We start from the raw sequence: 25,762 nt of genomic DNA on the forward strand, positions 1-25,762 counted from the left end.
AAAAAAGCACCCTTGAAGGATGCTACGTTGATTAATAATTTAATTTACATGTTCTGCCAATTCTGCCTGAACCTCATATATGTTCAATGTCTTATTGAACTGCTTCTGGATTGGCTGAGGTAACCCCGATACCCATATCTTCAGCTCTGCATCTAGATCTAAATGACCTGCCGTTTCAACACTGAAACTTGTAATCTTGCTGTATGGAACTGATTTGTATTCTATTTTCTTGCCTGTCAGCCCTTGCACGTCTATAAGTATCAACCTTTTGTTAGTAAATATAAACATATCCCTAATTAGCTTGTACGCCTTATTAATTACCTCATTGCTTGACAACAAATGCCCGTATTCCTCTTGAGCTTTTTCTGCATTATATTCAGAAGCATTACCTAGTACTCCATTAAATAGTCCCATTATTAAACCTCCTCTTGAAATTATTCAAATTATATACCAAAAGAAGTATTTTAACAACCTTTTTTGATGTACCCGCTTTCACCACATACCTCATACAGTTATAATCAATCTGCATACATAATTAATTGCAGGTGGGAATTTGCACACCGGTATTAACCACCGCCAACCGTAAGCGTCTACCTTTTTCGCCACCGAAATGAAAAAGACACCTCGCTAGGTGTCTGGATATGATTACATATGGCAAGAAATATTCAATTTCCAATCACTACTTACCCTATGTAGAAATACATCAGTACATAATGGCACAGGGAACCTGCCAGAACAAATATGTGAAACAACTCATGAAACCCAAAATAGCTTTTATTAATATTTGGTCTTCTCATCCCATATATTACACCGCCTATTGTATAAAATATACCGCCTAAAAACAGCCAATACATTCCACCTGAAGGCATCATGCTTACAAGAGGCGATAAAACCAATACAGCCAGCCAGCCCATTGATATGTATAAAACAGAACTAACCCAGTTTGGAGCTGTAATCCAGAAGAGCTTAATAAAAGTACCGACCAGTGTTATGGACCAAACCAGTGTCAATAGTTTGTAACCGATGCTATTGTTCAAAACAAGCAGGCAAATGGGCGTATAGCTTCCGGCAACAAATACAAATATCATAATGTGATCAAGCTTTCTCATTACTAACTTTGCTTTTTGCTTTGACTTATCAATTAAATGATAAATCGTACTTGTGGAATACAATAAAATCATGCTTATGCCAAATATGAGGAAGGCAGCTAACGTTGCAGCATTATTGGAATTTTTAGAATTAATTAATAACAAGATCGTTCCAACAACTGCAAATATTGCACCTCCTAAGTGCGTAAATGCGCTTGTTAATTCTTTTTTATCAGCGTTCATAATAGATACCTCCTATATAGTTTTTAAAACTATGTTATATAGTTATGATATTCCTCTCCTTGATAAATGTCAATGGTTACTTGAAAAAAATTTTTCAATAACATATAATATTATATATTACTATATACATGCATGAGGAGTAGAATATGCAATTAGAAGAACTATTAGACTTTTTAAACAGTAGCCAGTTCTTAAATCAAATTGAAAGTTCAAAAATTCCCAATATTAATTTATATATGGATCAAGTGCTTTCATTTATGAATGAAAACCTGGAACATTACAAACAAAATTCAAAAGATAAAATCTTGACTAAATCAATGATAAATAATTATGTCAAAAATGAGCTTATTCCTAAGCCTGAAAACAAGAAATATTTCCCTGAGCATATTATCTCCTTAATTTACATATTTTATTTAAAACAAATATTATCTCTTGAAGATGTAAAGAACATAATGAATCAATACGAAAAAGACCATTTTAACAACGATAGCATTAATAATTTATATAAAGCTTTCTTATTATCTGAGCAAAATGAAGTGTCAAAACTGGAAAAAGATCTTGAAGAATTGGCAAAAAACATATATGAGGACTTCCGGGATTTTGATGAAGATGAAATTATATTTCTCTTTATTATGCTACTATCGTCACGTGCCAATACTTACAAGTCAATAATTGAAAAGCTTACAAAACATTTATCAAACGATAGAAACACTAATTCAAAATAAATATTAATTGAGGGTAATTTTATGAACAGATGTCCTTGGTGCGGCAATAATGATTTGTATATCAAATATCATGACGAAGAATGGGGAGTGCCTGTACACGATGATAAAAAACATTTTGAGTTTCTTGTTTTAGAATCAGCACAAGCAGGTCTAAGCTGGCTAACCGTCCTTAAAAAACGAGAAAATTACAGAAAAGCATATGATAATTTTGATGTTAACAAGGTCTCACAGTACGATGAAAATAAAGTTAAAAAGCTTATGCAAAATGCAGGCATAATAAGAAATCTAAAAAAAATTGAAGCTTCGATAAACAATGCCGAACGATTTATTGAAATTCAAAAAGAATTTGGAAGTTTCGACAAATATATATGGAGCTTTGTAAACAATACTCCCATTTTAAATAATTGGAATGACATTTCAGAAGTTCCTGCTAAATCAGAGCTTTCTGACAAGGTAAGCAAAGACTTAAAGAAAAGGGGATTTAAATTCCTGGGTTCGACAATAATGTATGCTCATCTCCAAGCTACGGGATTAATAAATGATCATTTGTCAAGCTGCTTCAGATTCAATAGCTAACAAATTAATGCTAATAAGTCAGTTTTTTAATATTCTAGAACTTTATTAAGTTATTGCTTAGCAGAATACTTTCTAAAAATACCAACAGACTGTAAAATATTTTAAGCTTTACAATCTGTTGGTATTATTTTTCATGCAAACAACTTAAGGTTTAATTCCTTGTAGGGATCATCAATCGTTCAACTTATGACTGTGCGCGCCATTTGATCGAGTTTCAATTCCTAATAATTAGCCTGAGACTTCCAAGCACTTTAAAATCTCCATGAATTGTAATTAATACTTAATTCTGCTATAATCAGTATACTATATTAACATACTGGGAGAATTTATATGCACTATACTATAAGCAGTTTTGCTAAAATGCAAGGACTGACTGTTGACACAATACGCCAATATGAGAGAAAAAAAATAATTGTTCCTAAAAAGAATAAAATCAATAATTATCGCTATTTTAACGATTATGATGTAAGGGGTGTGTCTACCTGCAAATTCTACAGCAGCTTAGGATTTTCTCTTTCACAGGCCTCAGAAATGATAGGCGATATGCCTTCATGCGAGCTTTCTGCACAATTTGTAAAGCAAGCACATTGTGTTGAAAAACATTTAGAATTTGAACATGCAAAACTGAATAGGCTGAATATGTTCATAGAGTGCTTTAAATACATACCTGATAAAATTAATTGCTATACCACTGTCAGATTTCCTAATCTTGTAAGGATAGTACATTCTGATAACGGGATACTTTCGCTGAATGAGGAAACCACTGCAGAAGTAAAGCAGTGGATTAATTTACTTCCAGTAACGTTTTATACGCGCTGGATAAATAGTAAAATAATGAGAAGTGATTCAGAACCTTTTAAAATTGAAATGGCTCTAACAACAGATGTTAAATCTGCCAAAGAATTAGGATTGAAATTAAGCAAAAATACCGTAGTTGCAAAAGCATCAGATTATATTTTTACAGTTATAAAAAAACCGGATCTTGAACCAATGGATCATTGCCATTTCAATCCCGTCAAGAGATATCTAAGTGAAAATAATCTCGAGCTTTCAGGTGACAGCTTTCTGATATACTTAGCTTCCGATATTGTTAATGGAGACAAATATAATTACCACGGTGTATTTCTGCCAATTAATACTAAATAAAATTATGCTCTACTGCTATTGACATTGGTGTCGCACCATACCTTAAAATAATATTTGTTAATAAATAAACATTATTTTGGAGGAGAAAAATGTCAAAAAAAATTATCAGTTTATTTTTATGCATTATGATGGTTTTCAGCTTAGCATCATGTGCAGCAAATTATGTTGAATCAGAAAAACCAATTTCTTCGGATTCACCAGCATACAAAGCAGGAGAATACACTGCTTCTGCTAAGGGAAATTTCGGTGATATACCTGTAACCGTAACTTTCAGTGATACCGAAATATTATCTATAACTGTCGGGGAAAATCAAGAAACTCCCGATATTGCAAAACCGGTTTTTGAAAAATTACCAAAACAGATCGTTGAGGGACAGACCCTTAAGGTTGATATGATTACAGGGGCAACAAACTCCAGCAAGGGACTTTTAGCAGCTGTTGAAGACTGCATAGTACAAGCAGGTGGAGATGTTGAAGCCCTGAAAAATAAAGAGGTTGCAAAGACTGTCAAAGAAACAATTGAAAAAACCGCAGATGTTGTAGTTATTGGAGGAGGCGGTGCAGGTGTTGCAGCAGCGGCTTCAGCTTCCGAAAATGGAGCTTCGGTAATATTGGTTGAAAAAGGAGCATCATTAGGTGGAAACACTATTCGTGCTGGCGGAGGATACAATGCTGTAGATCCTGAATTGCAATCAAATGTTGAAATGAATGACGCTTTATCTAATGACCTCAAAGCTATTTTAAAAGTTGATGAAAATGAATTTGGTGAGTACAAGGATACAATTCTTACACTAAAATCACAAATAAATGAATATTTTGAATCAGGAGACACTACAAAACTTTTTGATTCTCCCGAACTTCATATCTATCATACATATGTAGGCGGACACAGAACAGATAAAAACGGTGTTGAAATACACAGCAATTTAGACTTGGCAAAAACATTGGCAAACAATTCATTGCCTGCATTAAAATGGGCTGTAAGCCACGACGATAATCTTGAAATAAGAGATAGCATTTTTACAGTACTTGGTGCTATGTGGCCTCGTACACATTCTTTGAATGCAAATGTTGGATCAGGATTTATTACTCCACTTGCTGATTCTGCAGTTGAAAATGGAGCTGAAATAATGCTTGAAACAAAAGCAGATGAACTTATTGTAAAGGATGGTCGAGTTGTTGGAGTAAAAGCAACTCAAGCTGACGGAACACCTGTTATACTTAACGCAACAAAGGGAGTTATTATGTCAACAGGAGGCTTTGCAGCAAACGCTAAAATGGTTGCAGAATATAACACTTATTGGCCGACAATTCCTGAAAATATGAAAAGTACTAACACTGCTAATGCAACAGGCGATGGTATTGTAATGGGAAAAAGCGTTGGAGCAAATCTTGTAGGTATGGGATTTGCACAATTAATGCCAAGCTCACACCCAGAAACTGGAGCTCTTTCAGGCGGAGTATGGGGAAGTGCGGAATCTCAGGTATTTGTAAATAAGGAAGGAAAGAGATTTGTCAATGAATATGCCGAACGTGATGTCTTGGCAAGTGCTGCACTTGAGCAGACAGATGCTTTATTCTACATTATCTGCGACCAGATTACTGCCGGAGATCCTCAACCCGGAGACAAAAACGGCTGGGGTGATGTAATAGATGATCTTGTTGCATCAGAAAGCATATACAGAGCTGATTCTCTTGAAGAACTTGCAGAGCAAATGGGTGTACCTGCAGATGTATTTGTAGAAGAAATAGAAAAATATAATTCTTACGTAGATATTCAGTCAGACACTGATTTCGGAAAAGCAAATTTCGGCGGTAAAATTGAGGTTGCTCCGTTCTATGCAACACCGCGTTCACCGTCATTGCACCACACTATGGGCGGATTAGAGATAAATCCTGATGCACAGGTTCTTGATGCTAACGGTAATGTCATACCAGGCTTTTATGCAGCAGGAGAGGTTACAGGAGGTATACATGCCGGTAATCGTCTCGGAGGCAACGCCCTTGCTGATATCATGGTATTCGGAAGAATAGCAGGTGAAAATGCAGCAGCCGGCAAATAACATAATTGTCTAAATTGTAATACCTTTGGATTTTCTTAACATAATTATATACCACACGAAAGCCACTGTGTCACAAGGAAAAACTAAGAAACGCAAACTGAATACGAGAAAATAGCCTGTGGAGTACAAAACCCACAGGCTATTTAAATATTTTTATATATTGATACTGGGCTCAGTTCTTACTATGATTTGACAGCATGCAAGAATGCTCTGGCATAAGGACGGTGAAAATAGAAAGAGGGCAAACCAAGCTTAGTAGCAAGGTTTGCCCATACTTTCGTGGTAATCAAGATTAGCTTTAGTAAGAGCCAAAAGGCTCATATCAAGCGAATGCTCATTTGCGTGATATCTTATTATATTTGCTTGCTTTTATTCCAATACCATAGTAGCAAGCAATGGAATGTTCTCTTGCAAATTTTCTAGTCCACCATAGCGGAACACCGCCACACGACCACCCTTCCCCAGAGCTAAGAGTTGATAGACACTGTCATCTGCTTCTCCCACGATGACAAAATCCAATCCATCATAGTCCACCTCCCAATATTCCCATTGGAGATTTACTAGGCGGTACTCTGCCAGCTGAATCTTTGCCACTGTGGAGGCAAGTGCAGGGACTGTGAGATGGAAATAAGCCATATCTAGGTTTGGCGAATAATGATAGGGTGCACCTTTTGGCGAAAAGCCCATCTCATCGCCTGTAGCTTCAGTGGTATAGCCATCTTGAATGACAGTATAGCCTTGCCAACAGAAAATGGAGGGAATAGATTCCACCCGATCCACCTCATCACGGAAAGCGTGTCCATCAAAGACCTGTTCCCACGGTGCTACAGAAACGGTTTCTATTTGAGAAAGAGCGATATAAGGCTTGTTAAACTCTGTGAGCGGTGTGTCCTTGTAGGTGGAAAAATGCCAAATTCCAGATAGGTAAAATAGGCTCAAAACGCCTAACAACACACCATGCTGGAGTTTTCGATTGTTTTTTTGTTTGCAATCTCGCAAAAAAGAGAGATTGCTAACTGCGCCCAAGACAGAAACCATCACCAGAAACGGAGAACTCAACACAAATAAAAGGGCTAGGAATTTCATGTGTGGGTCTGGCTGTACATCAAATTTGCTAGCGGGAAGTAGATAAGAAAGTGCCAACCCAAGTACAATCAAAGCAAAGGGCGTACAGATGGCCCCACAGAGTCGACGTTTCGCAGATTTGCGCCATTCAACGTGGCAACGCTCCCATTCTTCTTTAAAATTAAATGTTTCACTCTCTAGGGTTTGCTCATAAATATAGGCGGAGTGAGAAATCTTTCCAAAATAAGTGCCTCCCTCCAAGGTGGGAGGTTCGGCTTTTGGCGTTTCTCTGGGTACTAAGAAATACCGCTTATTTTCTGGGGTTCCGCGTCGGAGCAAGGAGAGATTATCGCCAATCCACTGGGGGTACCAACCCTCCTTTGCCAAAGCGGTAAGCCACTGAGTGGAGGCAACGGGGTCATAGACACTGATAGGGGTAATGATGAGTTTTCTATTCATAAGTGAATCCTCCTTACTCAATTCATTTCACTTTTTCAAATGGGTGGGCAACTAGGCAGTATTAGCAACTGTAATATACGCAAAATATAAAATTTACCCACTGGGTATTTTTTCGACCACTACCATTTCACAAAAATTTTCTTCGGTAGATATATAAAATAAGTTTACCATATTAAAGTGATGGCTTCAACTCTCAAATTGTGAACAATGCTGAATAGCTATTGACAACAGCTTGTGGTATTGTGTTGTGCTTGAGGAGGTGATGAAAATGCAAAAAGAAAAAATACTCAGTGAACTGTACCACGGAAACATTCGCCCAGCCGAAAAAAAGATTGTGCAAGGTAGTGATTACAGGATGGCACAGCTGAAACTTTTTAATTTAGTCGAGGAGTTGGATAAGCGACTGAATGAAGAAGAAAAGAAAATGCTTGATGAAATCATGTCATCAGCAAAATCATTGTATCCGAAAAGGAAGAACGATATTTTCGCACCATCCCACAGAAAGTAAAAATCGTATATCGTGAGATTGGTCTGATGGATTTGACAGACACCTCAGCATTAGCGGAGAAACTGAAAATAGCCTAAGAACAGCAAAAGGCAGACAGTTCACGAAAAACTGTCTGCCTCAATGCAAGAAACTATTGATTTTTGAGTTGTACCATACGACACCGTGGCTAAAGTGTCTGGGGTTTTTTCTGATCTATAAGGATTATTTAAGTTAAGCTAAAAGTTTAATTTTTCTACAATAATTGAAATCTGTTCTGGAGTTGGCGATTCTTCCATGTTCAATACAATAATTTTATCTAAAAAAAGCAATATATACTCACCTGTAGGAGTATACTCATAATAGAATTGGTAAGCTTCTACTGTGCCAAAAATTTTGTTATCAATGGACTCAAAGCTTGTATTGTCTCGCCATTCTGGTATTTTAAGCAGGTGCTCTTTTGCAAGCTTGTAGACGAAATCAAACTTAGGCTCTAAAATCTCATATTCTATTTCTGGTGGGGCATCTTTTGCCGGCAGAGAATCTTGCTCATAAGCACTTTTTGAAAGAAAAAAAGTATTATCTATCTCTTCCTTATATGAATAATAGTCATAATCAATTGGGCCGTATAAATCCTCACAGGTGAGAGGAATGGTGTCGCTGTATAACTTGTACTCGTGGCTATATGCTGAACCCATGGACCAAGCAACAGTTCGATAAGCCGAGCCATCATCCATACTAAATCCAAATTTCATAATAAGCACCATAATAAGCGCAAGATAGGAAAAATTAGCAATTGTAAGCACCACAATTGAGATTACTTTATTTAACTTAGCAGATGCTTTTTTCTTCTTTAGATATTTAATTGATGACCAAAATATAATCATCAAAATTGGCATTTGTGCAATAGCTAAAAATAGACCGAACAAACTTGTTTCATAAGCAAGGTAAAACAGAAAGTAGCCCAAGCTTCCGAAGATAAAACTCATAAAAAGTACATCGACGATTCTATGAACTATGTTTCTTCTTTTGTCACACCCACCGCCATTGGCAATAGACTTCTCCGAGCGTTTGCACCACATGAGGTAATTAAGCAGGGAATATGCTTCATAAATAATAACTGCTAAGAACATAAAAACAGGAAAGATACGAGTGTAGTCTGATAAAAAATCAATAGGATTTAGTTGAAATGAATTGAACTGTACAACCAAATTTAATATAAACACTAAAATTGAAATAACCATAGATGGAAGAAAACTCTTTTTCATACATCTTTTGATATTCTTGAATTTCTCTTTTTCATCTGTTTCAAATGGTATCGGATTATCATTTTCACTGCAAAATATTTGCATTTGGTTAAATTGAGTTACAAAATTCCAACCGGCAGCCTTTGCATAATCGAAATATGTTTGCTGGTTATCGGTTATGCCGGGATTAAAAACAGAGCCTTCAGGAAAATATGTGACCGTATATTTTAATCTTTGCGGTGTTCCTTTTCTAAATGTCCAAAAAAAAGATCCGCATTCCTCCAAAAAAATACCTTTTGCAGCCAGTTTCTCTAATTTGATTTCCATCTCTTCATAACGGTCAAACCTAAAATTCATTAATTTTTTAATTTTGTCATTCATTGTTGCTCACCTCTTTTACCAGCATTTCATAATCTCTTTCTAATTTTTTCAATCTTATATATTCCTTTTCAATCATTTCTCTACCTAAATTTGTTATGACATAGCTTTTTTTTCGATTTTCTATTTTAGTTTCAATAATGATTTTTTCTTTAACAAAGTTGTCCAATAAGCTGTATAAAGTTCCTGGGCCAATGATAACCCTCTCATTTGTAAGATCTTTTACCTTTTTCATAATATCAACACCGCAGCTCTCTTGTGTTAGACAAATAAGAATATAAAACATTTGCTCTGTTAAGGTTTGATATTTTTCTCGAGCCATCTACTCACCTCTTAACATCGATAATCGATATTTTATGTTTGTAGAATAACATCGATTATCGATATTGTCAAGAATTAAATAGCAGACTATATCAAGTCTGCTATCGTATATAAAATTTGCTTGTCCTACATCTACATCACATATGCAACTAATATTAATATGCCATATAGTTACGCACTAAATACTTCATTAAAAAGCTTCATTGCACAAGCTTCTCTTCTTTCTATATTTTTTAAAATATCTTTATCATTTTTATAAAGTTCTTCTTTTTCTTTAAACCTTTCTTTAATAGAAACAACTTCTGTTCCTTTTACCATTTTATCAGCAAGATATACTACTTCCATTTCTGTAGGAATTTCTGAAATATACTCAAGGTTTGCATGATTGCGTACAATAGTTGATATTTCTTCATATCCCATTTCTAAAAGCCACTTTGCACCTAAGCTGGAATGACGAGGATGCCCTTTAGCTATGTCATGAAGCAGTGATGCTGATACAACAAGTCTGCGATTGAGCCGTATTCCTTTCTTGTCCAATATTTCGCAAATATTTATCGCTTCCATGGCAACTCTTACAGAGTGCTCTCTTACATCCTGCGGCACATTGAAATATTCATACATTTCAAGGCACAAAAATGTAGGCGGAATATGAATGTTTGAGCCGAACTCCAAAAGCTTAAAATAGTCCGTAGGTGTATCTGCATCAAGAGTTATTCCCGGATCAACAAACGGTATATTCAAAAAGCCTTCTGCCATGTTATTCAGGGCTCCCTGCATGCCGTTAACTCCGTTGTAGCCTAAAACTTCCTTCACTCCCTGTGCGCTCAACAGAACTGGGTGACCGTCCGTTCCTTCATACGAAGGCTGAGCTGCTTTTATGTTTTTTAAATCTACTTCATCAATCATTTTTTTTAAAGTGAATTGCTGAACAAATGGGCTGTCCGACGGAGTCACAAATACCATATCTGTGTCCTGTCCCAGCTCTTTTAGTCCAATACAAACCGAATCAAACATATGTGTCGTCCGGTAATTTTCATTTTTTATGCATTTTATATTATAGCCCGCAAGCTGGTTCTCAATGTCCTGTGACCTGTGACCGGTAACTACAACTATCTTGCCAACACCGGCTTTAATAAAATTACTTGCAGTGGTTTCAATCATAGTTTTCTTATCTATTTTAAGCAGCGGTTTAAAGTCCTTCATTCTTGAGGATAATCCTCCAGCTACTATTACCGCTCCTATTATTTTCGTTTTCATATAGGACCTCGATTAATTATTTGCGTCAAGACGCATATTTAATAGGCTTTCAGCAAATTTTTCAGTTTTTTCTGCTGTTTGCCTGCTCATAAACGAGCTCTGATCTCCTTTATCCCTTGCACTTAACATTCCGGAATATATTAACGATGAGTGCTTACAATAACGTATAATTCCTTCTTCAAAAACATCTGCTCCTTTTTCCGGTCTGTATCCGCATGTAGCTATAATCGCGCACCTTTTGCCTTTCCACAATGAAGGCCCTTTTTTTTCGCCATAGTACTTGTTCATACCGTATGCCAGCCGGTCAAGAGATGCTTTCATCGGAGATGTGCAGTACCATGAATATATAGGCGTAGCCAAAATTAAGAAATCACTTTCATAAACCTGGTCAAATATGTCCTGCATGTCATCTTCTAATACACACCCGAATCCATCCCAATTGTTTTGACAGTTCTTGCAGCCGATACATGGCTTTATATTCTTATCATAAAGCCATATGCAGGATACATCTGAACCTGCTTTCTCAAGCGCATTCACAAAAACATTTAAAAGTGATGCTGTATTTCCGTTTTTTCTTGGGCTTCCCATTAATATGCAATACTTCACGGTTTCCTCCTATTATTTTTATATATGTATTTTTTTTATTTCCTTAAATAAAAGCTTTGCCGCTTCAATATCTGTTTCAGTAATTATCTTAATACCTTTCTTTCTGTGTAATGGTAAAAATGTTTTAACCTGCTTTGCAGCTGACATACCGCTGCCGGATTTTCCCTCGTCTATTCCCGATTCTTCCAAATTCCATAAGGATATATGCTTGTTTTCCGCCTCAATTATTCCCTGAATTGTCATATCTCTCGGTTTATTTGCATCACTTGATACTGTAATCATGCAAGGTATTTTTACCTTGACAATCATATTTTTATCTTCGCAGGGTTTTACTGCAGTAATTTCTTCCATATCAGAGCTGAGCTTTATATCGACAGCATTGGTTATCTGCGGTAAATTTAGATTTTCAGCGACCTGTGGACCTATATGTCCAGTTTCTCCTCCCGGCGCTTGACACCCTGTTATTACAATGTCGTACCTCCCTGTTTTATCTATGGCTGATGCAAGAACTTTTGACATGGCAAGAGTATCTAAATCATTCAGTTTATCATCACATATATGTATAGCATCATCTGCTCCAAGTGCCAGACATTCAAGCAATATTGGCTTTGCATTCGAGCAATCGGCTGTTATGACTGTGATATGCGCATCACCATATTCGTCTTTTATTTTAAGGGCTAATTCCAATGCCTTAGCATCAGTTTTATTTAAAATATAATCAGTCTTATCTGATATTAGTTCCTCGGTAAATTTTTTAATATGTTCAATATCCGGAACCTGTTTAACACATACAATAATTTTTAAAGACATGTTTTATCCTCTTATATGCTTTATCAGTTTCTGCTCATCAGGATTTTTTCATATTCTTTGGACGCGTATACATAAGCCGGAATTTTTGATTCCGAGTCAAGTATGCTTAGCCCGATTTCTTCCGGAATTAATAAGCCGTTTCTAATATTAATGCTGCTTATACTCCCGTATTGAATTTTATATTTGAATATGTCGTTCATACTTATACGCGAAATGTACGACATTATTCCTCTTATAACACCTGCATGAGTAACAACAAGTATATCTCCCTGGGTTTGATTCAAAATTTTATAGAGACCTGCCATTGCCCTTTCTCTGCACATCGACATGCTCTCTCCGCCTTCAACTTTATATGTTTCAAAACTTTTTCCCCGTTCTTCATACTCCAGCGGATATCTCTTTTTTATCTCTTCAAAGGATAACCCGTCCCATTTTCCCATATCAATTTCAGAAAAGTTATCCATGGTTTTTATTTCATACTTTTTTCCGGCGATTATTTTGCCGGTTTCCATTGCCCTTATTAGCGGGCTTGTATATATACCATCAAAGTCAGCATCTTCAAAAAAATATTTAATATACTTTGCATGTTCTTTTCCTGCATCACTTAGAGCAATATCTTTCTTGCCTATACACATCTTCTTAGAGCTGCTTATTACAGGCCGGCAATGCCTTACCAAGTATATTTTGCGTGTACTGTGAATTCCTTTCATATAAAATCTCCATTCATTATATCGAATATACAATCTCGCTAACAAATAAAGATGTCGGAAAACCGCTGTTAATAAACGGTTTTCCAACTATTTGAGAGAGTTGAGAGCAAATTATTTATTGTTTTCCATTATTTCTTTTAATTTTCCCCATCTTTCATTGAAGATATCTTTAGGCATCAGCTTTGGACCGCCTTCAGGTATTATAGGTGCAAATTCCATCTGATCAAGAACCTGAGTTTTTAAATCTATTCCAGGTGCAATTTCAGTAAGAATCATACCTTTATCTGTTCTTTCTATAACACATCTTTCAGTAATAAATAAAATACGGTTACCTTTTTTAAGTGATTGTTCTGCATTAAATGTTAACTGCGGACAGCTTTTAACAAATTTTTTGAATTTACCTTCTTGGTCGATAATCATTTTTCCGTCTTCTACTCTGCATTTTATGCCGCCTGCTGTAAATGTTCCTACAAATATTGCATTTTTAGCTGTTGCAGCAATGTTTGCGAAACCACCGACACCCATTATCTTACCATTGAGAAGACTTGTATTTACATTACCATCCTTGTCAACTTCGCTTAGTCCAAATACACCGAAATCAAGTCCTCCTCCATCAAAGAAACTGAAATGGTCACCTTGATCACAAGAAGCCTCTATATTCCAGTGAGCGCCAAAGTCATTGCCGCCTCCCGGAACTCCGCCTATACTTCCAGATTCTGAAATCATTGTGATTTCATCTGCACAGCCTTCCTCAGACATTACATTTCCGGTATATGTTGGAGTACCAATACCAAAATTACATTTATATCCTGGTTTTATTTCCATAGTCAGTCTTCTCAGCATTACCTTTTTCTCATTAAGAGGCATTGCTTCCATGCTTCCTTCAATCGGAACTCTGATTTCTCCGGTAAATGCCCTGTTGTAGAAAGTTCCCTGGGTCTGCATTATGTCTTCCGGATGCTCAGCAACAACTATGTAATCCACATATATACTTGGAACTTTTACAAGCTTTGGATTTAGAGATCCTGCTTTTGCAAGGGATTCTACCTGTGCTATTACTATTCCTCCTGATGCCTTGGCAGCCTGTGCCACAGACAGCATTTCTAAGTTAAGAGCTTCTTTTTCGCATGTTATATTTCCGTTTTCATCTGCTGTTGTTCCTCTCATAAAGCCTATATCAATAGGAAATGCCTTAAAGAAGAGATATTCTTCGCCCATGAAATCCGGGATATATTCTACCAGCTCTTCTCCTTTTTCTTTAGTAAGGTCGTTAAGTTTTCCTCCATCATATCGCGGGTCGATAAATGTTCCCAAACCTGTCTTAGTTAGTAAACCCGGTGCCCCTCTGCCAGCCTCATGATAAAGTTGAATCAGTGTGCCCAGTGGGAAATTCCATGCCATAATTTTATTATCGACTATTTGCTTAATAACACTTGGAGATGAACCTGCATGAGAAACGATTAATTTTGTCATTAATCCATCAGCTACCCATAAGCATTCTCCTCTTTCCCCTTTAGGCCCTTTGCCCCAGTTTCCAAGTCCAGCAGCGTGTGTATGTGTAATATTTTTAGGATGTCCTGTTTCATCAAACCTCTTTCTTACTGCAAGAGCAACTTCTTCAGGCCACCCTGCAAGCCCGAAACCTGCAGTACAGACTGTTGCATTATCCTTAAATAACTCTGCAGCTTCTTTTGCCGTAATTACCTGCGCCATTTTATTAATTCCTCCTTTAATTTGTCCAAATCTTTTGAGATTCTTTATATTTTTTTGTTTCCATTGCTACCTTTTTTAAATCCTTTTTCAATACCTTGCCGGTATCTGATAATGGAAATTCTTTTACAAAAATAATGTATTTCGGAATTTTATTTGTAGCCAGCTTTCCTCTGCAGCAGCTTCTTATATCCTCATCTGTTGCTTTACTGTTTTCCTTAAGTTTTATAAATACTGCAATTTCTTCACCTGTTAGACAGTCCGGTATTCCAACGGCATATGCTTCTGATATATCCGGGCACGTAACCATAAAATCTTCTATTTCACTGGGACTTATATTTTCTCCGCATCTTATGACAATGTCTTTTTTTCTGCCTTTGATACATAAATATCCATCCTCGTTTATACATCCAAGATCACCTGTTCTGAGCCATCCATCACTGTTTATGACCTTGCTCGTTTCTTCCGGCAAATTGTAATAACCTTTCATTACATTGTAGCCCTTGACAAGCACTTCTCCTACCAGACTTTCTCCGCTCATATATGAATCTTCATCGGCACTGATTTTCACCTGAACTCCGGGTATGGGTTTGCCCACTGTTCCCGCTGCCGATTCATCTGTGCCTTTAAGTGCGCTGACACAAGGTGATGCCTCTGTAAGGCCGTATGATAAAATTAAATTTTCAATACCCATAATATCTTTTATTGTTTCAATGGTTTTAGACGAACAGGAAGCCCCTGCCACTATACCGGTTCTCAGTGAAGATATGTCGTAATATTCGCTTTTGAGCTGCTCCATACAAGAGATGAAAAGTGTAGGCACTCCGGATAATATGGTACATTTTTCTCTTTCTATCAACGAAAGTGCTATGCAAGTCTTAAACCTGTTTACCATTACCATAGAACTTCCGCTTATAACTCCGGCAATTACACATGCAATACTTCCAAAACAGTGAAATAAAGGAGCCTGTACACACATTACATCTTCTTCAGTTAGTTTCATCAGTTCTGCCATAGAATTAGCATTTTCGATTATATTTCCGTGGCTTAGCATTACTCCTTTAGGATTTCCTGTACTCCCGGAGGTATATATAATATGAACTACATCATCGATGTCTATCTGATTCTGACGCTCATCCAATATTTGATTTTCCACAGAATCACCTATGCTCAGGACATCTGACCACCCATATGTACCTGGATATTCGTCACCGCTTATTACTATGACATTTTTCAGGTTGGGAAATGTCACAGAATTTAATTTTCCAGGCTCTGCGTCACAAAGCTCTGGGCATATCTTGTATAGAAGCTCTATGTTCTCAGTGCCTTTTGCCCCTACCTGCATTATTAAGGTGTGCGTATTTGACTGTTTAAGCAGTGCTTGCATTCTCAGCTGTTTCTCATATGCATTTAACGGAACAAACACTGCACCTGCATTGCTTATTCCAAACTGGCTTATTACAACTTCTGGCGAATTAACTGCCCAAACCGCAACATTATTATTTTTCTTGACGCCAAGAGAGATAAGCCCTTTAGCCAAACGTCTCGAATCTCTGTATAAGTCATGGTAATTTATGCGCCTGCTTCCGGTATTGCTTATTAATGCTTCTTGCCCACAATAGCATTGTACCGCCTCACCTAAAAGCTCAGGCACTGTCATATCTATATAACTCCTTATCCTTACTTCCACATACTGGTCCGGCTCTTCGGGGTTATAAATTCTGGATATCTCCTCTTTTGAAACCAGTTCATATTTTAGGACAATTTTTCTAAATTCCTGTTCAATCCAGGGCATCGGCCATCTTAAGTCCCAAGATTCAGATAACCTTTCCCCCTTGTAGCTGAAAATCATTTTTTTCCCTACAAGGCTACATGGTATGCTGTCAACCTTAAGCACAGTGAATATAATTTTTCTTTTTCTGCTGATTTCTTTCATGGCCTCACATCCTTTTAACTGCTTCAAATAATTTTGAAGCTTTATTTCTTAATTTTTATGATAAACTTTCTGTTGATTTCTTGCTCGTTTTTCTGATAATATAAGTAACTGCAATACCGCACAAACTCATTACAGCTGCAATAATAAACGCCATTGTATAATCTCCGTTATTATTTGACTTAATTGTTGCTGCCATAACCGGCCCTATAAAACCTCCAAGTGCAAATCCACTGAACATAATCCCGTAATTTACACCGTTGTTTTTTGCGCCAAAGCAGTCTGCTGTAAGAGCCGGGAACACTCCCATAAAACCTCCGAAACAAAATCCAACCATCATAGTTGCTACAAGGAAAAGTGCAAAGCCGCCTGATGACACATTTGTTAATAAGAACATTGCAGCCGCCAGCAGAACATATATTATAGGCAGAGTATTGTATCTTCCTATTTTATCTGATATTGCACCCCAGGCAATTCGTCCGGCCATGTTTGCTATAGCCACCATGCTTACTGCAAAAGCAGCTTCCTCAGCACTTACCTTCACTATTTCCTGAGCTATAGGTGATGCCTGGCTTATTATCATCAAACCAGACGTAGCTCCTATTGTAAGCATGATAAACAACAAATAGAATTTTGAATCTGAGAGCATTTGAGACCAGGTTTTATCGCTTCCGGTTACTGCTGACGTTGCTGTTATTGCAGGAGGTTCCCATCCTTCAGGCTTATACCCTGCTGGAGCTTTCATTATAAATTGGGAGCCCACCAAAATAACTATTAAATATGCCACACCAAGTGCTCTAAATGTAAATAAAACACCATAGCTTGAAATAAGTCCCTGAGATATAGGAGCAAGAAGAACAGGTCCAAACCCATATCCTGCAGTTGCCAATCCAGCTACCAAGCCTCTCTTGTCAGGGAAAAACTTAACTGTATTAGCTATTGTACATCCATAAACCATTCCCATACCAAAACCGGCTACTATGCCATAGCTTACATATATCCAAGGCAATGATTTTGTCAGACCTGACATAAATATTCCGCCTCCGAAAAGTATACCTCCAGCAAAGATAACCCACTTAGGTCCAAATTTATCTTGAATTTTACCTCCGGTAATCATACATACGGGGCTAATCGCATTTGAAATTGTAAATGTCATTGCTGTAGCCGCAGCTGTCCATCCAAATGTCTTAATCAAAGGCCCGGCATAAACACTCCATGCATAACCCGAACCTATGCACAAATTTATTAACAAACTTGCTCCAAGAACAAACCATCTTTTCTTTTTAAGATCCATACTGACCTCCATAGGATTGTTTTTTATTTAACAATTAAAATTAGAATTATTTGCATAATTATTTTATTTTTTTAAATATGTTTATTATTTTCCTTCTTTTAAATTACTTTCTACCTTAAATTTCTTAAAATCTTCTTCTTCGTTAAAATCTTTAAAATCTTCTTCTTCATTAATATCATGTTTTTGCATAAGTACTCTTGCACATGACGTTTTACAACTTGAAGGGCATGTTGCACACATATCATTCTGTCCAACAGGTTTAAATCTACTGTAGTTCGTTTCAACGACAATCTTGCTCATATGCTCACCTTCCATTCACTCAAGTTCGGGTTCGGAACTGTAATATATCGCCTGCCAGTCTCCAGCCATCTGAGCCGCATTTGAGCTGCACAGCTCCTGCAGCGAATTATAATAATATCTGTCACCATTAAAGTACATATTTATCTTATTTAATTCGATAACCCATTTATCTGCTTCACGCCATAAAAGAGTATCTGACTGTTTTCTAAAAAAGCATTTGGCTCCCTTTTCTATTTTTTCACTAAAATCTTCCGCGGTAGGATTAGCTATAAGATCATACACACGGTTAATTTCCATTTCAAAACTTTTTCCGGTGTCCAGTCTTTCAGCATAAAGTTTTTTATAATCAAATCTAAGTCTAAGACTTCTGCCGACAATATCTAACACATGTCCTACAGCTTCAAGGACCTCCACCACCATATCTCCGTCCTTTTTTATAACTTTTCCTTCAATTTCAAACATATCATCTTCAAGGTAGAAATCTATCCTCTTTCCTTCAATGATACTCAAGAGATACTCCTTGTCATTAAGTCTCATTTTATGTCCCTCCTAATATCGATAGTTTATAAGCTCCGGGTTTTCGTAAATATTGCCTATAACCTCAATATCAGAGGTTATGTAGTCTCCTCCCATCATTATTCCACCATCTGTTGATAAAAGAATAAATCCTGAAATTTCTTCACTCCAAATAATTTGACTTATTGAATTTTCAATCTGTACTACATCACCCTCGTAAATTTCATTTTGATTCTTATCGAACCACCCTGTTGATTGCATTGGAACAAACTGTACGGGTTCTTTCTCTCTAAAATCATAAATTTGCAGGGCTCCGTATGATAAATAGCAATAAATTGTTTTTTTAGTATCATCACGCACATCAGGCTGCTCCAGATCCTCCGGTGAATACATTTTTTTTGCTTCATCATCCCAAGCTCTGAATTTAATTTCTCTCATAACACTCTCCTTTGTTAGTATAAGCATTAACATTTATGATCATATATTTAATATTGCGGCAGCAGAATACCCGCTGCCGCGAAGTGTAAAGCATATATAAACTGAATTACTTACTAGCTTTTTGAGCTTTTATAGCATTTAAAACTTTTTCCGGAGTTAACGGCATTTCTGTAAATCTTACGCCGATAGCATCATAAACTGCACTGAATATTGCCGGAATAGTAGGCTGTATAGGACCTTCTCCTGATTCTTTTCCACCGTATGGAGCTGATGGGTCGTATGCTTCTACAATGTTAGCATCTACTTTAGGCATATCTCTAATTGTAGGCATCTTATAATCATGAAGTGAAGGATTAAGGAATCTTCCGTCAGGCGCTATCTGCATTTCTTCATACAGTGCCTGGCCAAGACCCATCTGGATTGAACCGTGAACTTGTCCTTCAACGCTCATTGGGTTTATAGGCTGTCCACAGTCACCTGCTTCAGTTATTTTAACAACATTTATCTTTCCAGTATCAAGATCAACATCAACTTCTGCAACTTGAGCACTGAAACCAAATGTAGGTGAGTGTCCTATATTACCACCCTGCTGAATTCCCTTACGTCTAGGTGGAGTAAATTGTCCTGAGCATGAAAGCGGACCGTTTGATTGCATATACACATCAACAACTTCTGCCCAAGCAACTTCCTTACCTTTTTTACCGTGTCTTCCATGTCTTTCATAAATTGAGTAGAAGTATCCGTCTTTAACAGCTATTTCATCGCCTCTGCATCTTAACATAGAAGCAGCTACCGGGAATAACTCTGCATTAACTTTTTCAGCTGCCTGTCTGATTGCCCAGCCTGTTGCAAATGTAAGACGGCTTGCAAATGTACCAAGGTCAAATGTAGATATTTGTGTATCTCTAGGAACAACCTTTACATCCTCTGTTTTAACTCCCAGAGTTTCAGCTGCCATCTGTGCCATAACTGTATCAACACCCTGACCTATGTCAGTAGCTCCACAGTATAATGTAACGCCATTCTCATCATCTATTTTAATAGTTGCAACTGTATGAGGTTTATATGAAAGATACAGTGTATATGAAGTACCTGAAATATAATATCCTCCTGACAAGCCTATTCCTTTTCCGTAAGGAAGTTTGCCGATTTTATTCATGTATTCTGATTTTTCAACTACTTCATCAAGACATTTCTTGTATTCAGAGTGAGGTACATACATCATGCTCTTAGCAGTGTATCCTGATTCAACAGCATTAAGTTTCTTAATTTCATAAGGAGTCATTCCAAAATGCTCAGCAGCTTCATCAAGCAACTGTTCCATAGCAAATCTAGGCTGAACTCCTCCAAGACCCCTCTGAGCTCCACATGTAGGTTTGTTTGTGAAAATTCTCTTACCATCAAATTTTACGTTTGGAACAGCATATGGAATATGAACCATAGATGCAGTGTAGAACAGTACTACTATTCCCCATCCTGAGTATGCTCCACCATCCATTAGGTTGTTAAAGTCAACAGCTGTAATTTTTCCGTTCTTGTCAAATCCCATTTTGAATTTCATATAGCATGGGTGACGTCCGTTGTTAGTTGCGAATACATCACTTCTTTCATAAGTGATCTTAACTGGTCTTCCTATTTTTCTTGATAAAAGTGCAGAACAGAAGTCAGCTTGAGAAGCAACTCCCTTTCCTCCAAAGCCTCCGCCTATTAGAGGTACAGTAATTCTTATTTTGTTCATAGGCATTTCAAGAACCTTAGCTAACTGCTGGTGAGTATAGTGAGGAACCTGGCATGTTGCGTAAAGATGAAGCTTTCCAGTATTCGGATCGAAATCTGCTATAGCTGCCTGTGGTTCAATAAACGCATGAGTAACATATGAAGAATAAAATTCTTTTTCAATTACATAATCAGATTCAGCAAGAGCTTTATCTGGATCTCCATATACCTGAACACCCTCATAAGCTATGTTGTTAGGATGATCTTCATGAATTCTTAAATCATCTCTCTTTACTGCTTCTCTTGGATCTACAATAGCTTCCAAAACTTCATACTCAACTTTTATAAGTTCTAGAGCTTTTTCTGCTGTAGCTTCATCAATAGCTGCAACAGCTGCAACTCCTTCACCCCAGTTTCTAACTTTTCCCACTGCAAGAGCATGCTCGTTTGCATTATGTGGTACTATACCATAAGCGATTGGGCAATCCTCACCAGTTATTACACCTAAAACACCATCTAATTTTAAAGCCTCACTGTAATCAATACTTTTTATATTGGCATGTGCATGAGGGCTTCTCAAAATTTTTCCGTAAACCATTCTAGGCAATACCAAGTCATCAGTATATTGAACTTTTCCTGTAACTTTAGCAGGTCCATCCAATCTAGGTATGTTTCTACCTACTTCAGTAAATTCTCTAGTATATTCTTTATAGTTGTTATATTTATTTGATACTTCATACAGTTTAGTCAATTTTTACACCTCCCCTTTTGCAAGAGAATCCACATAGGATTCAACTGCTTCAAGAATCAACACATATCCTGTACATCTGCATAGATTTCCTTCAAGAGCATGTTTGATTTCTTCCTCTGTCGGAGTAGGGTTATTATCAACCAGAGCTTTAGATGACAATACCATACCTGGAGTACAGAAACCGCATTGAACAGCTCCGTGATCAAGAAATGCTTGTTGAAGTGGATGCAACTCCCCTGTTTCTTGATTTGCAATTCCTTCTATAGTAGTAATTTTTTTACCTTCGCATGCAATAGCCAGCATTAAGCATGACAGTTGAGCTTCACCATCCACAAGAACAGTACATGCTCCGCAGTCTCCCTGACCGCATCCTTTTTTTGTACCTGTAAGCCCTATTTGCTTTCTTATTACATCTACAAGCAAGTCAGTTGCAGATACCAGAACTTCATATACATGATTGTTAATATCCAGTTTTACTATTTTCTTCTTCATTTCTACGCCTCCTTTGCAGCTTCATAAGCTTCTTTTACAAGTCTGCGTGCCAGAGCTGCTATTACATCTTTTCTGTATTCAGCAGAAGCTCTAACATCAGAAATCGGCTTTGCTTCACCTTGTGCTGCTTCGCCTGTTTTTTCAATTAGTTCCTCTGTAAGTTTCTTTCCTTCAAGGAGAGCAGGAACAGCTTTTGAAATCAGCGGTTTTATAGCAACTGATCCCATAACTAGCTTAACTTTTTTAATTGTTTCTTTATCATCTTCAAGCTGTATATTTGCTGCCATGTTGGCGCAATCTATTTCCATTGCATCTCTTAATCCAATATGTCCGTAACGGCATGCAGAATTTTTTTCAGGTTCTGGAAGTTTAAATTTATATAATATTTCTCCTTCTTTTAAATCGTTCCTTCTGTTTCCTTGTATGAAATCTTCAATAGGCATTTCTCTTTCGCCTTCAAGGCTGGCAATGACTACTTTAGCTCCCAGTGCTGACAATGGAGCAGGTGTTTCAGCTGCTGGTGATGAGTGGCAGCAGTTTCCTCCCATAGTCGCCATAACTCTAACCTGGTGTGAACCAAGCTGACTTGCTGCATAAGCAAGAGCCGGATATTTTCTTTTAAGGTCTTCTGATGACTCAATATCCGCAACTTTAGTACATGCGTATACTTCAGCACCCTTTCCTTCTTCATACGTAATGCCTTTAAGCTCATTAAGATCACTTATATCAATTACGTAGTCTGGTTTTATCATTTTCTCCTTCATCATAATGACAAGGTCTGTTCCTCCGGCCAAGACTTTTGCCTTGTTTCCGTATTTTTTCACTAACTCTAAGGCTTCCTTTTTGTTGCCCGGTTTAAAATATTCAAAATCATGTAAAATATTCAATTAAGGCACCTCCTTCAATTTAAGTTATTTATTTTAATAAATTGCCTGCTATAATTTTTTCAGGATAGTTGTTTATACCATCAAAGTTAAACAACCCTCTGAGATCTCTGAAATATCTTTCAATTTCTGCTTCTCTGCTGTATCCTGTTCCTCCATGTATCTGAACAGCATTTGTACCAATTTGGAATGCAGCTTTATTAGCAAACATTTTAAGATATGCAGCATCCATAACATAATCACTGCCATTTTCAACCTCTGCTACAGCATTACAGGTCAAAATATCAAGTGTGTGCAATTCTGATGCCATTTCGGCAAGCATCCACTGAACAGCTTGAAGCCTTCCTATAGGCGATCCAAATTGAACACGCAGTTTGCTGTGATCAACACTCTTTTCCAATGCTGCTCCGGCAATTCCAACTCCTACAGCTGCAAATGCTATATCTGCTCTTGACTGAATTTCAGCTGCAATCTTAATTCCTTCGTGTTCTTGTCCTAAAAGCTGAGCTTTTGCATTTGAGAACTCAACTTCTGCAGTCGGGAAAGATCTCAATCCGAGTTTGTCAACATTTCTTACTGATTTAATATCACTTGAATCCACAATAAATGCAGAATAGCTATTTTTACCTTCTGTTTGACTGTCTTGAGCTATAACAACATATACTCCTGCTGCTCCACCGTTTGCAACAAAAGTCTTTTTACCTGTAAGCTCGTAACCATTTCCTTTTTTTACTGCTACTACTTTGTTTTCACCTGACCCTAAAGATGCTCCCGGTTCAACATAGGCATATGCTCCCAATTTGTTTCCTTTGACCATTTCGGGCAAATATTTCTTTTTCTGATCTTCTGTACCGTATTTTAATATTGTCTGCTCGGCCATAACCACGTGAGCTACGATTGAAGCAGCAATAGAGCCGTTGTACTTCCCGAATTCTTCTGCCATTAATGCTACGCTTGTAAAATCAGAATCCATACCGCCATATTCTTTTGAAATAGTAAGTCCAAAATAATTTTTTTCTGCAGCGCTTTTTATTACCTCTTCTGGAAATCTTGCGTTTCTGTCATCTTCGAATGCTACTGGTTCCAGCTGAGATTTTGCAAAATCTGCAAATCCTTTTTTCATAAGTTTTTGCTTTTCAGTTAACTTCATTTTCATATCTACACCTCCCGCCTTTCTACTTTCTCAGCAATCCGCCTGCAATAACAAGCCTTTGAATCTGGTTGGTTCCTTCATAGATAGAAAGAATTCTTGCGTCTCTCCATACTTTTTCTATTTTTGAGTCTTTTGTATATCCGTAAGAGCCCATTATTTCCATAGCTGAATTTGCTACTTTCATTGCTGCTTCAGTAGTGAACAATTTTGTAACTGCCGAATGGTGGGAATATGGCTGCTTACTGTCCTTCAAGAATGCTCCTCTGTGAACAAGCTGTCTTGCAGCTACTGTTGTAGCTTCCATTTCTGCAATTTTAAATGCTATAGCCTGTTGTTTGTGCAGAGGTTTTTGCCCTTCCATATGGCTCTTTACAAATTCTACTGTTAAATCTAATGCTTTCTGACAACATCCAACTGCCTGAGCTGCAACCATTAACCTTCCTGAATCCAAGGTCTTCATGGCTATTTTCATGCCTTCGCCCTCTTCTCCAAGTCGTGCTGATACAGGAACATGCAAATCTTCTATTACCAATTCAACAGTCTGAGAACCTCTTATTCCCATTTTATCTTCTATTTTTCCAAGTTTTAATCCAGGGGTTCCGCCTTTTACTAGAAAAGCACTCAGACCCTTGCTCCCTAAAGTTCTGTCTGTAGATGCGAACACAACCATTGATGATTCCATATCAATGGCATATCCTCCCTGAGTAATAAAGCATTTGTTTCCATTCAGTATGTATTCGTCGCCCTTTCGATCTGCAGTTGTAGCAACTGCACCTGCATCTGAGCCTGCTCCAGGTTCTGTAAGAGCAAATGCTCCGAATTTACCTTCAAGTATGGGTCCAAAGTGTTGCTTTTGCTGCTCAAGATTGCCCGAAATCAAAAGTGGATACGATCCAAGGTTATTGGCCCCAAAGCCAGTAGCTATTCCTACATCGCCGTAACCCAGTTCTTCCATCACTATTGCGCAGCTCTTGGTATCAAGCTCTATTCCGCCTACAGCCTTCGGAGCCACTAAACATACAAGTCCTGTTTTGCACCATTCCTTAAAAAGCTCTTTTTGATATTCACCTTTATCGATTAATTCAAGGTTTGGATCAAGATGTTCTTTAACAAATGAACGTACTGTTTGTTGAAGCTCCAGCTGGCTCTCTGTGAAATCAAACATTTCTACTACCTTCCTTCCTTTTCTGCTAACAAGCTGTAAAGCTGTTTACAGTTTATTGTTAATTTCATAACACATATATAAAAATAAGCAATTAGCATGCCAATAAATAAATAATTCATTTTATCAAAATCGTTAGATAATAAACAAACATTATAAATTAGCAGTTTTATCATTTATAAAATTATTTTTTATAAGACTGTTTTCTTATCAAAAAGCAAAAAAAAAGTGCACA

The 25,762-nt window shown here is 37.2% G+C and carries 25 protein-coding genes; 5 read left to right on the forward strand and 20 right to left on the reverse strand.

The window, feature by feature from the left end; genetic code table 11:
- Positions 1–39: 39 nt before the first annotated feature.
- Both ACS3UD_RS09505 and trhA read right to left on the reverse strand, forming a co-directional pair.
- Entirely contained in the window at positions 40–414 is a 375-nt protein-coding gene (locus ACS3UD_RS09505) for a PH domain-containing protein (protein ID WP_308139841.1), read from the reverse strand.
- A gap of 269 nt (positions 415–683) precedes the next feature.
- The gene (trhA, locus tag ACS3UD_RS09510; RefSeq protein WP_308139840.1) at positions 684–1,331 is read right to left on the reverse strand and encodes a PAQR family membrane homeostasis protein TrhA; all 648 of its coding nucleotides are present in this window, start codon (positions 1,329–1,331) and stop codon (positions 684–686) included.
- Positions 1,332–1,477: 146 nt separating this feature from the next.
- Here trhA and ACS3UD_RS09515 point away from each other — a divergent pair, with 146 nt between their 5' ends.
- From ACS3UD_RS09515 to ACS3UD_RS09530, 4 genes are all read left to right on the forward strand, one after another.
- The gene (locus tag ACS3UD_RS09515; RefSeq protein ID WP_308139839.1) at positions 1,478–2,056 is read left to right on the forward strand and encodes a DUF1836 domain-containing protein; all 579 of its coding nucleotides are present in this window, start codon (positions 1,478–1,480) and stop codon (positions 2,054–2,056) included.
- A 21-nt stretch (positions 2,057–2,077) separates the two neighbouring features.
- Entirely contained in the window at positions 2,078–2,632 is a 555-nt protein-coding gene (locus tag ACS3UD_RS09520) for a DNA-3-methyladenine glycosylase I (RefSeq protein WP_308139838.1), read from the forward strand.
- A 330-nt stretch (positions 2,633–2,962) separates the two neighbouring features.
- Positions 2,963–3,778, forward strand: a complete 816-nt coding sequence (locus ACS3UD_RS09525) for a MerR family transcriptional regulator (protein ID WP_308139837.1) — start codon at positions 2,963–2,965, stop codon at positions 3,776–3,778.
- Positions 3,779–3,867: 89 nt separating this feature from the next.
- Positions 3,868–5,841 (forward strand): flavocytochrome c, encoded by a 1,974-nt coding sequence (locus tag ACS3UD_RS09530; protein ID WP_308139836.1) that lies wholly within the window; start codon positions 3,868–3,870, stop codon positions 5,839–5,841.
- A 369-nt stretch (positions 5,842–6,210) separates the two neighbouring features.
- Here ACS3UD_RS09530 and ACS3UD_RS09535 read toward each other — a convergent pair whose 3' ends face one another.
- A complete protein-coding gene (locus tag ACS3UD_RS09535) occupies positions 6,211–7,365 on the reverse strand; it encodes a hypothetical protein (RefSeq protein ID WP_308139835.1) in 1,155 nt (384 codons plus the stop codon).
- Positions 7,366–7,627: 262 nt separating this feature from the next.
- On the opposite strand from ACS3UD_RS09535, the gene ACS3UD_RS09540 reads away from it, so the two are divergent.
- Entirely contained in the window at positions 7,628–7,873 is a 246-nt protein-coding gene (locus ACS3UD_RS09540) for a DUF6809 family protein (RefSeq protein WP_440977617.1), read from the forward strand.
- Between the two features lie 215 nt (positions 7,874–8,088).
- Here the strand turns inward: ACS3UD_RS09540 and ACS3UD_RS09545 are convergent, their stop codons facing one another.
- The 17 genes from ACS3UD_RS09545 to ACS3UD_RS09625 form a co-directional block, all read right to left on the reverse strand.
- Positions 8,089–9,477 (reverse strand): DUF2812 domain-containing protein, encoded by a 1,389-nt coding sequence (locus ACS3UD_RS09545; protein ID WP_308139833.1) that lies wholly within the window; start codon positions 9,475–9,477, stop codon positions 8,089–8,091.
- Positions 9,470–9,796 (reverse strand): PadR family transcriptional regulator, encoded by a 327-nt coding sequence (locus tag ACS3UD_RS09550; RefSeq protein ID WP_308139832.1) that lies wholly within the window; start codon positions 9,794–9,796, stop codon positions 9,470–9,472. Before ACS3UD_RS09550 ends, ACS3UD_RS09545 begins: the two co-directional genes overlap by 8 nt.
- Positions 9,797–9,966: 170 nt before the next feature.
- Entirely contained in the window at positions 9,967–11,052 is a 1,086-nt protein-coding gene (locus tag ACS3UD_RS09555) for a DVU_1551 family NTP transferase (RefSeq protein ID WP_308139831.1), read from the reverse strand.
- Positions 11,053–11,064: 12 nt separating this feature from the next.
- Positions 11,065–11,658 carry a flavodoxin family protein gene (locus ACS3UD_RS09560; protein WP_308139830.1) on the reverse strand — a complete coding sequence of 198 codons (594 nt, stop codon included), beginning with the start codon at positions 11,656–11,658 and terminating at the stop codon, positions 11,065–11,067.
- Between the two features lie 18 nt (positions 11,659–11,676).
- Complete coding sequence (locus tag ACS3UD_RS09565; RefSeq protein ID WP_308139829.1) at positions 11,677–12,468, reverse strand: electron transfer flavoprotein subunit beta/FixA family protein; 792 nt, start codon at positions 12,466–12,468, stop codon at positions 11,677–11,679.
- A 23-nt stretch (positions 12,469–12,491) separates the two neighbouring features.
- Positions 12,492–13,178 (reverse strand): histidine phosphatase family protein, encoded by a 687-nt coding sequence (locus ACS3UD_RS09570; protein WP_308139828.1) that lies wholly within the window; start codon positions 13,176–13,178, stop codon positions 12,492–12,494.
- Positions 13,179–13,289: 111 nt separating this feature from the next.
- Positions 13,290–14,891: an acyl CoA:acetate/3-ketoacid CoA transferase gene (locus ACS3UD_RS09575; RefSeq protein WP_308139827.1), complete on the reverse strand. Its 1,602-nt coding sequence runs from the start codon at positions 14,889–14,891 to the stop codon at positions 13,290–13,292.
- Positions 14,892–14,907: 16 nt separating this feature from the next.
- Positions 14,908–16,824, reverse strand: a complete 1,917-nt coding sequence (locus ACS3UD_RS09580) for an AMP-binding protein (RefSeq protein WP_308139826.1) — start codon at positions 16,822–16,824, stop codon at positions 14,908–14,910.
- Positions 16,825–16,879: 55 nt separating this feature from the next.
- Positions 16,880–18,115, reverse strand: a complete 1,236-nt coding sequence (locus tag ACS3UD_RS09585; RefSeq protein WP_308139825.1) for an L-lactate MFS transporter — start codon at positions 18,113–18,115, stop codon at positions 16,880–16,882.
- A gap of 84 nt (positions 18,116–18,199) precedes the next feature.
- On the reverse strand, positions 18,200–18,415 hold the full coding sequence (locus tag ACS3UD_RS09590) for a hypothetical protein (RefSeq protein ID WP_308139824.1): 216 nt from the start codon (positions 18,413–18,415) through the stop codon (positions 18,200–18,202).
- A 15-nt stretch (positions 18,416–18,430) separates the two neighbouring features.
- Entirely contained in the window at positions 18,431–18,952 is a 522-nt protein-coding gene (locus ACS3UD_RS09595) for a hypothetical protein (RefSeq protein WP_308139823.1), read from the reverse strand.
- A 12-nt stretch (positions 18,953–18,964) separates the two neighbouring features.
- Positions 18,965–19,369 carry a YopX family protein gene (locus ACS3UD_RS09600; RefSeq protein WP_308139822.1) on the reverse strand — a complete coding sequence of 135 codons (405 nt, stop codon included), beginning with the start codon at positions 19,367–19,369 and terminating at the stop codon, positions 18,965–18,967.
- Between the two features lie 106 nt (positions 19,370–19,475).
- Positions 19,476–21,836: a xanthine dehydrogenase family protein molybdopterin-binding subunit gene (locus ACS3UD_RS09605; RefSeq protein ID WP_308139821.1), complete on the reverse strand. Its 2,361-nt coding sequence runs from the start codon at positions 21,834–21,836 to the stop codon at positions 19,476–19,478.
- 3 nt (positions 21,837–21,839) lie between these two features.
- Positions 21,840–22,328 (reverse strand): (2Fe-2S)-binding protein, encoded by a 489-nt coding sequence (locus ACS3UD_RS09610; RefSeq protein WP_308139820.1) that lies wholly within the window; start codon positions 22,326–22,328, stop codon positions 21,840–21,842.
- 2 nt (positions 22,329–22,330) lie between these two features.
- Entirely contained in the window at positions 22,331–23,215 is an 885-nt protein-coding gene (locus ACS3UD_RS09615; protein WP_308139819.1) for an FAD binding domain-containing protein, read from the reverse strand.
- A gap of 28 nt (positions 23,216–23,243) precedes the next feature.
- Positions 23,244–24,368 (reverse strand): acyl-CoA dehydrogenase family protein, encoded by a 1,125-nt coding sequence (locus ACS3UD_RS09620; protein WP_308139818.1) that lies wholly within the window; start codon positions 24,366–24,368, stop codon positions 23,244–23,246.
- Positions 24,369–24,387: 19 nt separating this feature from the next.
- Complete coding sequence (locus ACS3UD_RS09625; RefSeq protein WP_308139817.1) at positions 24,388–25,530, reverse strand: acyl-CoA dehydrogenase family protein; 1,143 nt, start codon at positions 25,528–25,530, stop codon at positions 24,388–24,390.
- Positions 25,531–25,762 lie beyond the last annotated feature (232 nt).

Origin of the sequence: Sedimentibacter sp. LTW-03 (genome assembly GCF_052059825.1) — a bacterium.
In the GTDB taxonomy this organism is placed as follows: domain Bacteria; phylum Bacillota; class Clostridia; order Tissierellales; family Sedimentibacteraceae; genus Sedimentibacter.